General features: G+C 68.4%; 12 protein-coding genes. 9 read left to right on the top strand and 3 right to left on the bottom strand.

Going from position 1 to position 12960, the window contains the following annotated elements; all coding sequences use genetic code 11:
- Nucleotides 1–18: 18 nt before the first annotated feature.
- From FHW84_RS01480 to FHW84_RS01470, 3 genes are read right to left on the bottom strand one after another with little or no spacing between them, the layout of a single operon-like run.
- Complete coding sequence (locus FHW84_RS01480) at nucleotides 19–1836, bottom strand: hypothetical protein (protein ID WP_167252346.1); 1818 nt, start codon at nucleotides 1834–1836, stop codon at nucleotides 19–21.
- Nucleotides 1837–1847: 11 nt separating this feature from the next.
- On the bottom strand, nucleotides 1848–2750 hold the full coding sequence (locus FHW84_RS01475; protein WP_167252345.1) for an ABC transporter ATP-binding protein: 903 nt from the start codon (nucleotides 2748–2750) through the stop codon (nucleotides 1848–1850).
- A 9-nt stretch (nucleotides 2751–2759) separates the two neighbouring features.
- On the bottom strand, nucleotides 2760–3170 hold the full coding sequence (locus tag FHW84_RS01470; RefSeq protein ID WP_167252344.1) for a GntR family transcriptional regulator: 411 nt from the start codon (nucleotides 3168–3170) through the stop codon (nucleotides 2760–2762).
- A gap of 132 nt (nucleotides 3171–3302) precedes the next feature.
- Here FHW84_RS01470 and FHW84_RS01465 point away from each other — a divergent pair, with 132 nt between their 5' ends.
- The 9 genes from FHW84_RS01465 (at nucleotide 3303) to FHW84_RS01425 (ending at nucleotide 12952) form a co-directional block, all read left to right on the top strand.
- The gene (locus FHW84_RS01465; RefSeq protein WP_167252343.1) at nucleotides 3303–4271 is read left to right on the top strand and encodes an aldo/keto reductase; all 969 of its coding nucleotides are present in this window, start codon (nucleotides 3303–3305) and stop codon (nucleotides 4269–4271) included.
- A gap of 115 nt (nucleotides 4272–4386) precedes the next feature.
- Entirely contained in the window at nucleotides 4387–4605 is a 219-nt protein-coding gene (locus tag FHW84_RS01460) for a hemin uptake protein HemP (RefSeq protein ID WP_243867809.1), read from the top strand.
- Between the two features lie 107 nt (nucleotides 4606–4712).
- Entirely contained in the window at nucleotides 4713–5267 is a 555-nt protein-coding gene (locus FHW84_RS01455) for a hypothetical protein (RefSeq protein WP_167252342.1), read from the top strand.
- A 188-nt stretch (nucleotides 5268–5455) separates the two neighbouring features.
- The gene (locus tag FHW84_RS01450) at nucleotides 5456–6727 is read left to right on the top strand and encodes an efflux RND transporter periplasmic adaptor subunit (protein WP_167252341.1); all 1272 of its coding nucleotides are present in this window, start codon (nucleotides 5456–5458) and stop codon (nucleotides 6725–6727) included.
- 117 nt (nucleotides 6728–6844) lie between these two features.
- On the top strand, nucleotides 6845–7561 hold the full coding sequence (locus tag FHW84_RS01445) for an ABC transporter ATP-binding protein (RefSeq protein WP_167252340.1): 717 nt from the start codon (nucleotides 6845–6847) through the stop codon (nucleotides 7559–7561).
- Between the two features lie 201 nt (nucleotides 7562–7762).
- Nucleotides 7763–9076, top strand: a complete 1314-nt coding sequence (locus FHW84_RS01440; RefSeq protein ID WP_167252339.1) for an ABC transporter permease — start codon at nucleotides 7763–7765, stop codon at nucleotides 9074–9076.
- Nucleotides 9077–9106: 30 nt separating this feature from the next.
- A complete protein-coding gene (locus FHW84_RS01435) occupies nucleotides 9107–10345 on the top strand; it encodes an FtsX-like permease family protein (protein WP_208399565.1) in 1239 nt (412 codons plus the stop codon).
- Between the two features lie 46 nt (nucleotides 10346–10391).
- Nucleotides 10392–11705, top strand: a complete 1314-nt coding sequence (locus FHW84_RS01430; protein WP_167252731.1) for an ABC transporter permease — start codon at nucleotides 10392–10394, stop codon at nucleotides 11703–11705.
- Between the two features lie 17 nt (nucleotides 11706–11722).
- On the top strand, nucleotides 11723–12952 hold the full coding sequence (locus FHW84_RS01425) for an FtsX-like permease family protein (RefSeq protein WP_167252338.1): 1230 nt from the start codon (nucleotides 11723–11725) through the stop codon (nucleotides 12950–12952).
- Nucleotides 12953–12960: the final 8 nt, after the last annotated feature.

The raw sequence follows: 12960 nt of genomic DNA, 5'->3' as shown, positions 1-12960 counted from the left end.
GTGCCGGTGCGTGGAGGATCAGGCGGTGGTGTGCAGCACCGTCATGCCGCGTTTGCGCGGCTGCACGGCGGGCGGATAAAGCAACAGGAAGCTCAGCAGCCCGGGCAGGCCGGTGACGCCGTTGGCAAGGATCCACAGCAGGCGTTCGCGCGGACGCAGGCCGGCGCGCCTGGCCTGCCACGCGGTGATCAGCATGCAGGCGACGGCCAATGCCGCGATGGCGATCCAGGCCGCGCGCGGCAGGCCTTCGGCATCGCCCGAGACGATCCAGCCCAGGCGGTACTGCAGCGCGTACCACAACGGCGTCACCACCCAGCCGAGGTGGCGGAACAGCAGCGGGTAATCGCGGCCGATCTCGCGCCGGGCGAGCGCTTCGACGCGGCCATCCTCGTGCAGGCGGAATACCGATTGCCAGGCGGGCACGTCCTGGTGATAGCTCTGGCGGCCGTGCAGCAGCGAAACCAGATAGCCGTCCAGAAGCTCGGCGGCATCGATGCGGCCGATGTTGTCGATGGCGCCGTCCAGCGGCAGCGTGTGGAGGTCCTTGACCTGGCTGGTGCCGGCGAGGAATTCGCTGCCGTTGTAGACGTGCAGGCGGCGCGAACCCAGTACCAGCACGCGCGTGCCGAGCTTGCGCGGCGCGGCGGTGAAGTACTCGTCCTCCGGCAGCGCGATGCGCAGGTGCACGCTCTGGTCGATCGCGTTGAACTGGTACAGGCGGTGCGGCGTGACCAGGTAGCGTTCGTCGAACACCAGCGGCGGCTGTTCGAAACGGTCCGCCGCGGCGGCCGCGCCCTGCACGATGCCGCGCCGGCCGAGCCAGCCGGCGTCCTTGCGCGTGGCCAGGTCCACGCCATGGAACAGGCCGCGGTCATGGCTGAAGCTCCAGCGCAGGTGCCGGGTGGCGTCGTCGAATTCGAGCGGCATCGGGCTGGTCAGCTGCCCGTAGCGCGGATAATCCGCGGCGCCCGGCCCCCAGGCGGCCTGTTCCGCCACGCCGGCCTGTTCGCGCAGCAGGGCGAAGCGCGCGTCGTTGCCGAGCCCCGCCCGCAGCAGCGCGGCGCTGTCGGCGCGTTCGGCCTCCGCATAGCCGCCGGCGGGAGGAATGCCGTTCAAGGGATGGCGCCCCAGTGCCATCAGGCCGAACTCCACGCCCAGCGTCAGCACCCAGTACAGCGCGAACGACAGGCCGACCTGCATCACCAGCACGATCGCCACGCGCGCCGCCGCGGCGCGCGGCAGGCTGGTCAGGTCCGGATGGAACAAGGTCAGCAGCAGGCCTGCCGCGAGCAGCACCACTAGCAGTTGCACCGCCAATGCGCCGCCGCCGCTGGCCGGCGCGGCCAGGCTCAGCAGGGGCAGGCACAGCAGCAGCGCCATGCCGCGCCGCGGCGCGAGCATGGCGCAGGCGCCGCATAGATAGACGCCGAAGGCGATGGCCCAGGCGCACAGCGGCAGCAGCCAGTGGCGCGTGTCGACGATGCGCGCGGAGAACAGCGCCACGCCGCCGATGTCCAGCAGCAGCGGCAGCGCGACGGCGATGAACAGCAGCACCGCCGCGGCGCCGGCCAGCGCCATGGCGATGCGCGCCGGATGCAGCGGGCGATGCAGCAGATACACCCAGGCGCCCGGCTTGCGGTGCTGGCTCATCTGATACGCGGCCAGCAGCAGGCCGGTAAAGGCGAACACCAGCGCGGCCACGCGATAGACCAGCAGCGGCTGCTGCAGCAGGTCGACCAGCCGCGTCATGAAGGCCAGCAGCAACAGGTGCAGCATGCCGTAGAGCAGGCCCGCCTTGAGGAAGCGGCCGAGTTCGGCTTTGAAGAGTTCGTTCACGGAGGGCTCCTTCAGGCCGCCGGGGCGATATGGTTCTTGGCCAGGAAGCCGTTGACCGCGCTGTCCAGGCTGACCGGCATGCTTTGCACGTAGCGCGCGCCCTGCGCACGCAGGAAGGCGCCGAAGTCCTCGGCCTGGTCGAGCACCGTGTAGTGGTAGAGCTGGTCGATCTTCTGCGCCAGCAGCAGGCCGGGAACGTCGGCATGGTCGGGTGCGCGGAACGGGATGTCGGCCACCCAGTGGCGGATGCGTTCGCAGAAATCCTCCGGCGAGGACATGTGCCGCAGCTCGCCGCGCTCGAGGATGATCAGGTTGTCCGCCAGGCGTTCGATCTCTTCCATCTGGTGCGAGCAGTAGATGACGGTGCAGTGCTCGGTGGCATTGGAATCCAGCAGCGCCTGCAGGAACGCGCGTTTGGCCACCACGTCCAGGCCCAGCGTGGGTTCGTCCAGGATCAGCAGCTCCGGCGATTGCGCCAGGGCCAGGGCGAGATTGAGGCCGGCGCGTTCGCCACGCGACAGTTGCGAAATTTTCTGGTGGGGCAGCACGTGGTAGTGGCCGAGCACGTGGCGGTACATCGCCTCGTTCCAGCGCGGGTAGTGGCGTCGCTGCATGGCGGTGACCGCTTCGGCGCTCATCCAGCCGGGCAGGGTGTGTTCTTCGTTGACGAAGCCGATGCGGCCGCGGTGTTCGGGCGTCAGCGCCTGGCTGTCGCGGCCGAGCACGCGCGAGGCGCCGTCGCTGGGCGGCAGGAAGCCCAGCAGTACGCGGAACAGCGTGGACTTGCCGGCGCCATTGGCGCCGACGATGGCGTGGATGCGTCCGCGCGGCACGCGCAGGCTCAAGGCGTTGAGCGCGCGCTTGCGGCCGAAGCTGCGGCTGAGCTGCTCGGTTTCGATGACGTAGTCGCTCATGGCGGGGCCTCAGGCGCTCTTGCGCGTGGCGAGCGCGCGCAGTTCGTCGCCCAGCCGCGCCAGCACGGTGTCGGCGGGGTAGTCGAGCGAGACCACGTCGTGCACGAAACGCTGGATGGCGTCGTCGAGGCGGCGCTCGCGTTCGCGCGGGCTCAGCCGCTGGCGCGGCGTGGCCACGAACAGGCCCAGGCCGGGGCGCGATTCCAGCCAGCCTTCGGCGGTGAGCTCGGCGTAGGCCTTGGCCACCGTGTTGGGATTGATGGTGAGCTGCTGCGCCAGGCCGCGCACGCTGGGCAGCTGCCAGCCGGGGGTGAGTTCGCCGGTGGCCACTTTCAGGCGCACGGCGTCGACGATTTGCTTGCTGATGGGGCGCACGTCGCCGGTGGCGATGTCGATCATCAAGGCTTGCTGGCGGGCCATCGGTGGTTCCTGACTGTACTGTGTGTACTAGTACAGTAGGAACGAAACAATTCCGCTGTCAATAGGCCGGTTGGACGCTGCACGGGCGAGTTGGCATGCTCGCGCGGTTCGCTTTCCCCAAGGAGCTTCCCCATGCAATACCGTCGTCTCGGCAAAAGCGGCCTGCAGCTGTCGGCCTTGTCCTTCGGCGCCTGGGTCACCTTCGGCCAGCAGGTGGGGCGTTCGCTGGCGCGCGACATGCTGGCGATGGCGCACGACCACGGCGTGAATTTCTTCGACAACGCCGAGGTGTACAACCACGGCGTGGCGGAGACGCTGATGGGCGACGTGCTGGCGGATCTGCGCTTTCCGCGCGACAGCTATTGCGTGTCGAGCAAGGTGTTCTTCGGCGCGCGGGCGAATCCCGCGCCGACCCAGCGCGGGCTGTCGCGCAAGCACGTGCTCGAAGCCTGCCACCAGGCGCTGCAGCGGCTGCGCGTGGATCACCTGGACCTGTACTTCTGCCATCGCCCCGATCCGGATACGCCGGTGGAGGAAACCGTCGCCGCGATGGACACCCTGGTGCGCCAGGGCAAGGTGCTCTACTGGGGCACCAGCGAATGGCCGGCCGCGCTGATCGCCGAGGCGCACCGCGTGGCGCGCGAGAACCACATGTATGCACCCACGATGGAGCAGCCCGAATACAACCTGCTGCACCGCGAGCGCGTGGAGCAGGAATACGCGCCGCTGTACCGCGACTTCGGCATGGGCACCACGATCTGGTCGCCGCTGGCCTCGGGCCTGCTCACCGGCAAGTACAACGACGGCGTGCCGAACGACGCGCGCCTGGCCCAGCCCGGCTACGAATGGCTGCGCCAGGCGGTGCTGGAGCAGGGCGGCGAGCGCATCGCCAAGGTGCGGCGGCTGGCGCCGATCGCCACCGAGCTCGGCGTGAGCCAGGCGCAGCTGGCGATCGGCTGGTGCCTGGTCAATCCGCATGTGTCCACGGTGATGCTGGGCGCCAGCCGGCTGGAACAGCTGGAACACAACCTCGACGTGCTGCGCCTGCTGCCGCGGCTGACGCCGGATGTGCTGGCGCGGATCGAGCAGGCGGTGGCCTGAGCGGCGCGGGGCAGGGCGCGGCGTTCTGCCCCGGCCGGATTCACACTTCGGCCGTTGACAGGTAAATGAGAACGATTATCATCAACTCCGCCTCTGACCAACGCGGAGCCTGCCCATGTCCACCACTGCCGTACTGCCCACCCCCGCCGACCTGCTGTCGCGCCCGCTCGGCCTGCTGCGCCTGAAGCCCCAGGCGGTGACGCCGGAACCCGGCGCGCGCCGCATCTCCAGCCAGAACCTGCTGGCCGGCGAGCGCGAACTGGTGATCACCCACCAGGGCAGCGAGTACCACCTGCGGCTCACCCGCAACGACAAGCTGATCCTCACCAAGTAAGCCCGCACGTCCGGCGCCTCGCCGGTTTTCCCTTCAGGCCTATCGCCAGCGCCGCGTTGCCCTCCCCGCAGCGCGCCAGCCGGGTCTCCTCTTTCCAGGAGCGCGCCATGTTCGGCTGGCTGGCCCATACCCTTGCCGCGGTCTGTCCGCATTCGCAGGCGCCGTCCTGCCCGCCGCGCTGGCTGCGCGTGGCCCCCGCCGCGCTGGCCGCGCGCCTGCCATTGCTCGGCACCGTGCTGTATCTGCCGATGCGCGGCGATGCCTCGCCCGACCACCCCGCGCGCGGCTGGCTGGCCGAAGGCGAAGACCTCGCCCCGCTGCTGCATACCCAATGGCTGCTCGCCTCCTGCGTGATCGGCGCCGACGGCCCGCGCGAATGGCTGGAATGCGTGGACGCCGCCGGCCGCCTGCGCGCGCGCCTGCATCTGCTGCCGGACACCGACTACCTGGCCTGGGACGTGCTGCTGTCCGCCGCCGTGCCGGCCGGCGCCCCCGCGTTCCGCCGCGTGCAGCGGCCGTTCCGCGCCGCGGGCGCGCGCCTGCTGCATTTCACGCAGCGGCGCCTGGGCAATATGGACGTGCTGGGCGGCAGGGACGCCGCGCAACTCTCCGCGCTCGGCCGCGACATCGCCCAGGAAGTGCTGCGCGCCGAGGCGCTGTAGGTTCGTCCGTCCGCGGCGTCCGGACACTTGTCCGCCTGTCCGTCGATCTGTCCGCGGACAGCCTGTCTTCTGCGGACGGCTCCTCCAACTACCTGATAAACAAACCGAATCGATCGCCTGAGCGGTTGGCATAGCGCTTGCTGATACAGGTCCAGGGGCCACTCATGTCCGTGGCCTTAGGACCGATCATGATTCGCGATACCTCCGCTCAAGACCGCCTGGTCGAGGTCAAGCCCAGCCGCAAGCGCCGGCTGGTCTTCATCGGTGCCGCCGTGGCCGCCGTGGCCGTGCTGGCCCTGGTGCTGCCGCAGGCCAGCCGCCTGTTTTCCGCCGACGCCTCGGTCAGCGGCTCGCGCCTTGCCTTCGGCACGGTCGAGCGCGGGCTGTTCGTGCGCGACATCGCCGCCGAGGGCAAGGTGGTGGCGGCGGTCAGCCCGACGCTGTACGCCACTTCCGGCGGCGCGGTCACCTTGAAGGTGCACGCCGGCGACGTGGTGAAGCAGGGCCAGGTGCTGGCCACCATCGTCAGCCCCGAACTCACCAACAAGCTGGCGCAGGAACAGAGCGCGGCCGACGCGATGGAAGTCGACTTCCTGCGTTCGCAGATCGACGCCAAGAAGAAGCGCGGCGAACTGCAGAAAGCGTTCGACAACGCGCAGATCGACCAGACCAGCGCGCAGCGCGACCTGCAGCGCTACCAGAAGGCGTTCTCGCAGGGCGCGGTGCCCAGCATGAACGTGGACAAGGCCAAGGACGACGTCGAGAAGGCGCGCATCACCGTCGAGCACGCCAAGGCCGACCTCGCCAACGATGGCGCCAGCCTGGACTTCGACATCAAGTCCAAGAAGCTCGCCCACGACCGCCAGGTGCTGCTGGTGAAGGACCTGCAGCGCCAGGTCGACGAACTCAACGTGAAGTCGCCGGTGGACGGCCAGGTCGGCCAGCTGTTCATCGCCGAACGCGCCACCGTGGCCAAGGACGCGCAGCTGCTCAGCGTGATCGACCTGAGCAGGCTGGAAGTGGAAATGAAGGTGCCGGAAAGCTTCGCCCGCGATCTCGGCATCGGCATGGGCGGCGAGATCAGCGGCAACGGCAATACCTGGAAGGGCCTGGTCAGCGCCATTTCGCCCGAAGTGGTGAACGGCGAAGTGGCCGCCCGCCTGCGCTTCGACGGCGACACGCCCAAGCAGCTGCGCCAGAACCAGCGCCTGTCCGTGCGCATCCTGCTGGACCGCCGCGACAACGTGCTGGCGGTGCAGCGCGGCTCCTTCGTCGACGAATCCGGCGGCGCCTACGCCTACATCGTGCACGACGGCATCGCCGAGAAGCACCCGATCCGCGTCGGCGCCAGCAGCATCGACAAGGTGGAGATCCTGGACGGCCTGAAGGAAGGCGACCGCATCGTGATTTCCGGTACCGACAGCTTCAAGAACGCGGCGCGCGTCGCCATCAGCCGCTGATTGCGAGGGAATCGGGAATCGGGAATAGGAAATAGTGAAGAGCCCAAAGCTCACCGCGACGTCCACACCGATTCTCTATTCCCTGTTCCCTATTCCCTGGCCCGAAGGAGCCATTCCATGCTCAAGATGACCCACCTGTCCAAGGTCTACCGCACCGAAGTGGTGGAGACCTACGCGCTGCGCGACTTCAACATCGACGTGAAGGAAGGCGAGTTCGTCGCGGTGACCGGCCCGTCCGGCTCCGGCAAGACCACCTTCCTCACCATCGCGGGCCTGCTGGAAACCTTCAGCGGCGGCGAGTACCACCTGGACGGCGTGGAGGTGAGCAACCTCAACGACAACGCGCGCTCCAAGATCCGCAACGAGAAGATCGGCTTCATCTTCCAGGCCTTCAACCTGATCCCCGACCTCAACGTGTTCGACAACGTCGAAGTGCCGCTGCGCTATCGCGGCATGAAGGCGCCGGAACGCAAGCAGCGCATCATGGACGCGCTGGAGCGCGTGGGCCTGGCTTCGCGCGCCAAGCACTACCCGGCCGAACTGTCCGGCGGCCAGCAGCAGCGCGTGGCGATCGCGCGCGCGCTGGCCGGCTCGCCGCGCCTGCTGCTCGCCGACGAACCGACCGGCAACCTCGATACGCAGATGGCCCGCGGCGTGATGGAGCTGCTGGAAGAGATCCACCGCGAGGGCGCCACCATCGTGATGGTCACCCACGATCCGGAACTGGCCACCCGCGCCCAGCGCAACGTGCACGTGATCGACGGCCAGGTGGTGGATCTGGCGGAAGACCCGCGCTTCCACCAGCACCAGTCGCGCGCCGGCGCGCCTGCGTAACGCTTTTGAAGCCCCTCTCCCCTCCGGGGAGAGGGGTTGGGGTGAGGGGACGGGCGGAGCGGTGAAGGATCGACCTGAAGCAGGTCGCGCTTTGTAGAGCCTTTCCCGCAAGCCCCGCCCCTCATCCGCCTGCCGGCACCTTCTCCCCGGAGGGGAGAAGGGATCGGAACCCGGACACTGCATCACTCATCGGACGCCTCCATGTTCGCCTACTACTTCCAGCTCGGCCTGCGCAGTCTCCGCAAGAACCCGTTGCTCACCGCGCTGATGGTGATGGCGATCGGTTTCGGCGTGGCGGCGTCGATGACCACCTACTCGGTGTTCCGCGCCACCTCCAACAACCCCATTCCGCACAAGTCCTCGCAGCTCTACGTGCCGCAGATCGACAACTGGGGTCCGGAAGACGCGCAGCAGAACCAGGGCGAACCGCCGCGGGCGATGAGCTACACCGACGCCATCGGCCTGATGCGCGACCGCAAGGCCGCGCGCCAGACCGCGCTGTACCCGGCCGGCCTGTCCATCGTGCCGGCCGACGCCAGCCAGCTGCCGTTCCGCGAGAACACCTACGGCGTGTACGCCGACGCGTTCCCGATGTTCGACATCCCGTTCAAGTACGGCCGCGGCTGGACCCAGGCCGACGACGACGCGCACGCGCAGGTCGCGGTGATCGGCCAGCAGCTCAACGAGAAGCTGTTCCGCGGCGAGAACAGCGTCGGCCGCGAGATCAACCTCGACGGCCGCGCTTACCGCATCGTCGGCGTGATGGATCACTGGGATCCGCAGCCGCTGTTCTTCGACGCGGTGAACACCGGCGGCTTCGACGACCCGACCCAGCTGTTCGTGCCGTTCACCCGCATGATCGAGCTGAAGGTCAGCACCAACGGCAACAACAACTGCAACAAGGACCCCGGCACCGGCTGGGACAACTGGCTGCATTCCGAATGCATCTGGCTGGGCTTCTGGGCGGAACTGCCGACCAAGGCCGAGGCCGATGCCTACCGCAACTATCTCAACGGCTACTCCGCCGAGCAGCAGCGCGCCGGCCGCTTCAAGTGGGCGCCGAACACCCGCCTGCGCAACGTGGTGGAGTGGCTGGATTACCAGAAGGTGGTGCCGCCGGAGGCGAAGATCTCGCTGCTGGTCGCGCTGGGCTTCCTGGTGATCTGCCTGGTCAACACCATCGGCCTGCTGCTGGCGAAGTTCCTGCGCCGCTCCTCCGAGATCGGCGTGCGCCGCGCCCTGGGCGCCTCGCGCAAGGAGATCTACACGCAGTTCCTGATGGAAGCGGGCGCGGTCGGCCTGGCCGGCGGCGTGCTCGGCCTGCTGCTCACCGGCGTCGGCGTGTACGGCATCTCGCTGATCTTCGACCCGCAGGTGGCGCGCCTGGCCAAGCTCGATTTCCCGCTGGTGCTGCTGACCATGCTGGTGGCGATCCTGGCCACGGTGATCGCGGCGTTCTATCCGACCTGGCGCGCCGCTCAGGTGCAGCCGGCGTGGCAGCTCAAGTCCAATTAAACCAAGTCCAATTGACCCAAGGCGACGACCATGCTGCAGATCAAGCCCATTCTCGCCGCCCTGAAGCGGCACAAGGCCGGCACCTTGCTGATCGCGATGCAGATCGCGCTCACCCTGGCCATCGTGTGCAACGCGCTGTTCATCATCCAGCAGCGCGTGGACCGCATTTCGCGGCCCACCGGCATGGACGAGAACAACGTGCTGGCGATCCAGAACCGCTGGGTCTCGGTGGACGGCAAGGACACCGCGCCGCTGATCAAGGCCGACGTGCAGGCGCTGCGCCAGACCCCCGGCGTGCAGGATGCCTTCGCCACCAACTCGTTCCCGCTGCGCGGCGGCGGCTGGTCCACCGGGGTGAACCTGGCGCCGAAGAACGAAGGCAAGTCGGCGGCGCAGACCACGCTGTACTTCGTCGACGAACATGCGCTGGCCACCTACGGCGCGCAGCTGATCGCCGGCCGCAACTTCACCGCGGACGAAGTGATCACCGCCGACCCGAAGGACATCAAGTCCACGCCGCAGGTGATCGTCACCAAGGCGCTGGCCGACAAGCTGTATCCGAAGGGCGATGCGCTGGGCAAGCAGCTGTATCTCGGCGGCAAGGACATCCCGCCCAGCACCATCATCGGCATCGTGGCGCGCCTGCAGGTGCCGTGGAACGGTACCTGGTCCGACAACTTCAACGACAACGCCATGCTGCTGCCGGTGCAGCTGACCAGCAACTACACCATCTACCTGATCCGCGCCGAGCCGGGCCAGCTGGCCGACGTGGTGAAGAGCGCGCCGGCCACCTTGCTCAAGACCAGCCGCATGCGCGTGATCTCCGGCGAGCGCGCCGTGCGCACCTACGACCAGGTGCGCGGCGATGCCTACAAGAACGACCGCGGCATGGCGATCCTGATGGGCGTGATCTGCGTGATCCTGCTGGCCATCACCGCCGCCGGCATCGTCGGCCTGACCAGCTTCTGGGTCGGCCAGCGCCGCAAGCAGATCGGCGTGCGCCGCGCGCTGGGCGCGACCAAGCGCGACATCCTCAGCTACTTCCTCACCGAGAACCTGATGATCGGCGTGGCCGGCGTGGTGATCGGCGTGGGCCTGGCGATCGGCATGAACCTGTGGATGGTCTCGCAGTTCGAGATGGCGCGCCTGTCGGTGCTCTACGTGGTGGTCGGCGTGGTAGCCCTGCTGCTGCTCGGCCAGGCCGCGGTGCTGGCGCCGGCGATGCGCGCGGCCAAGGTGCCGCCGGTGGAGGCCACGCGCTCCGTGTGAGCGCGTGGACCCTGAAGCTTCCCCTGCAGAGAGAATCATGAGCGGAATGTTTGCCCACAACCTGCGGCTCGGCGCGCGCAGCCTGCGCAAGAACCCGGTGCTGACCGCACTGATGGTGATGGCGATCGGCTTCGGCGTGGCGGCGTCGATGATCACCTACGCGGTGTTCCGCGCCGTGTCGGGCGATCCGATTCCGCAGAAGTCCTCGCGGCTGTTCGTGCCGATGATCGACAACCGCGGGCCGCAGTACAACAACGCCGGCGAGCCGCCGGATGCGCTCAACTACACCGACGCCGTGGCGCTGATGAAGGCGCACCAGGCGAAGCGGCAGACGGTGCTGTTCGCGGTGCGCCTGTCGGTGATGCCGGAGGACGCGCAGAAGGCGCCGTTCAAGGTGCCGGGCTATGCGGCCACGGGCGATTTCTTCCCGATGTTCGACGTTCCGTTCCAGTACGGCTCGGGGTGGAGCGCCGCGGACGACGAAGCGCATGCCCCGGTGATCGTGATCAGCCGCAGCCTCAACCAGAAGCTGTTCGGCGGCGCCAACAGCGTGGGCCGGGAGATCGTGCTGGACGACCAGCAGTACCGCATCGTGGGCGTCGCCGATCAGTGGGATCCCAAGCCGCGCTTCTTCGACATGTTCAGCGGCAACGCCTATTCCGAGCCGTCGCAGGTCTACGTTCCGTTCAACCGGGCGATGGACCTGAAGATCGAGACCGCCGGCAACAACAACTGCGGCGGTGGCGGCAAGCGCGGCGACGACCGCGAAGGCTGGCTGCATGGCCAGTGCGTCTGGATCAGTCCCTGGGTCGAGCTCGACGGCGCGGCCGACGTGGCGCGCTACCGGCAGTTCCTGACCTCGTATGCGGACGACCAGCGCCGCGCCGGACGCTTCAACTGGGCGCCGAACGTGCGCCTGCGCGATGTGCTCAGCTGGCTCGGGTACAAGCATGCGGTGCCGCCGGAAAGCCGCATCGCGCTGGTGGTGGCGGTGGGCTTCTTCGTGATCTGCCTGGTCAACACCATCGGCCTGCTGCTGGCGAAGTTCATGCGCCGTTCGTCGGAGATCGGCGTGCGCCGCGCGCTGGGCGCCTCGCGCGGGGACATCTATCGGCAGTTCCTCGCCGAGGCCGGCATGGTCGGCCTCGCCGGCGGCCTGCTGGGCGTGGTGCTCACCGGCGTGGGCATGCTGGGCGTGGGCCTGGTCTTCGCGCCGGAGATCGCCCACCTGGCGCGGCTGGACGTGTCGCTGGTGTCGCTGGCCCTGCTGGTGGCGATCGCCGCGACGGTGCTGGCCGCGTTCTATCCGACCTGGCGGGCGGCGCAGGTGCAGCCCGCCTGGCAGCTGAAGTCCAACTGAGGCGGGGAGACCAGGCCATGGAAATCAAGCCCATTCTCGCCGCGTTGCGCCAGCACAAGGCCGGCACCATTCTCATCGCGATGCAGATCGCGCTGACCCTGGCGATCGTGTGCAACGCGCTCTTCATCATCCAGCAGCGCGTCGCGCATCTGTCCGAACCCACCGGCATCGACGAGCCGAACATCTTCGTGATCCAGAACGAGTGGGTCGGCAAGGTCACCAGCGCCGAGGCGGACGCGAAACTGCGCACCGATCTCGACGTGCTGCGCCGGGTGCCGGGCGTGCAGGACGCCACCACCAGCAACTCCTATCCGCTGCGCGGCGGCGGCTGGGACGATGGCGTGCGGCTCAGCGCCGAGCAGATCGAGGACACCTCGGATGCGACGATCTACTTCGCCGACGAACGCTTCCTCGACACGCTCGGCCTGAAGCTGGCCGCCGGCCGCAACTTCCGCGCCGACGAGATCCAGCCCATGAGCACGCGCGACCGCCTGGCGCCGCCGGTGATCATGGTGACCCGCGCGCTGGCCGAGAAACTGTTTCCGAATGGAAGCGCGCTGGGCAAGACCGTGTACCTGGTCGGCGGTCCCGCCACCATCGTCGGCGTGGTCGACCTGCTGCAGGCGCAGAGCGTGGCGCGCTGGGCCTCGAACTTCGCCTACCGCTCGGTGATCGTGCCGCGCCGCATGGCGATCGCCGAAGGCGCGTTCTATATCGTGCGCACCCAGCCCGGCCAGCTGGAGCCGGCCATGCGGGCCGCGCGCAAGGCCTTGTTCGCGGACAATCCGCGCCGCGTGTGGGACGAGCGCGAGGGCATCCTGAGTTTCGCCGAGGTGCGCTCGGCCGCCTATGAAAGCGACCGCGGCATGGCCGTGCTGATGGGCATCATCAGCCTCGTGCTGCTGGCCATCACCGCCGCCGGCATCGTCGGCCTCACCAGCTTCTGGGTGGGGCAGCGGCGCCGGCAGATCGGCGTGCGCCGCGCGCTGGGCGCCACGCGCGGCGACATCCTCGGTTATTTCATGACCGAGAACCTGCTGATCAGCGTGGGCGGCGCCGTTGCCGGCGCGCTGCTGGCGATCGCCATGAACCTGTGGCTGGTCACGCGTTTCGAGATGCACCGCCTGTCGCTGTTCTACGTGCTGGCGGGCGTGCTGCTGCTGCTGTTGCTGGGACAAGGGGCGGTACTGGCGCCGGCGATCCGCGCGTCCAAGGTATCGCCGGTGGAGGCCACGCGCTCGGTCTGAGCGCGCGG

Origin of the sequence: Dyella sp. SG562 (assembly GCF_011759495.1) — a bacterium.
Lineage (GTDB): Bacteria > Pseudomonadota > Gammaproteobacteria > Xanthomonadales > Rhodanobacteraceae > Dyella_D > Dyella_D marensis.
Note: the sequence above shows the minus strand (reverse complement) of the source record. Positions and strands in the feature narration are given on the sequence as shown.

What these genes read in the sequence shown, in the direction of transcription:
- FHW84_RS01475 (WP_167252345.1), bottom strand. Translation starts at nt 2,750, where the DNA reads ATGAGCGACTACGTCATCGAAACCGAGCAGCTCAGCCGCAGCTTCGGC.
- FHW84_RS01455 (WP_167252342.1), top strand. Translation starts at nt 4,713, where the DNA reads ATGTTCGGCTGGCTGGCCCATACCCTTGCCGCGGTCTGTCCGCATTCG.
- FHW84_RS01460 (WP_243867809.1), top strand. Translation starts at nt 4,387, where the DNA reads ATGTCCACCACTGCCGTACTGCCCACCCCCGCCGACCTGCTGTCGCGC.
- FHW84_RS01435 (WP_208399565.1), top strand. Translation starts at nt 9,107, where the DNA reads ATGCTGCAGATCAAGCCCATTCTCGCCGCCCTGAAGCGGCACAAGGCC.
- FHW84_RS01450 (WP_167252341.1), top strand. Translation starts at nt 5,456, where the DNA reads ATGATTCGCGATACCTCCGCTCAAGACCGCCTGGTCGAGGTCAAGCCC.
- FHW84_RS01425 (WP_167252338.1), top strand. Translation starts at nt 11,723, where the DNA reads ATGGAAATCAAGCCCATTCTCGCCGCGTTGCGCCAGCACAAGGCCGGC.
- FHW84_RS01445 (WP_167252340.1), top strand. Translation starts at nt 6,845, where the DNA reads ATGCTCAAGATGACCCACCTGTCCAAGGTCTACCGCACCGAAGTGGTG.
- FHW84_RS01430 (WP_167252731.1), top strand. Translation starts at nt 10,392, where the DNA reads ATGTTTGCCCACAACCTGCGGCTCGGCGCGCGCAGCCTGCGCAAGAAC.
- FHW84_RS01470 (WP_167252344.1), bottom strand. Translation starts at nt 3,170, where the DNA reads ATGGCCCGCCAGCAAGCCTTGATGATCGACATCGCCACCGGCGACGTG.
- FHW84_RS01465 (WP_167252343.1), top strand. Translation starts at nt 3,303, where the DNA reads ATGCAATACCGTCGTCTCGGCAAAAGCGGCCTGCAGCTGTCGGCCTTG.
- FHW84_RS01440 (WP_167252339.1), top strand. Translation starts at nt 7,763, where the DNA reads ATGTTCGCCTACTACTTCCAGCTCGGCCTGCGCAGTCTCCGCAAGAAC.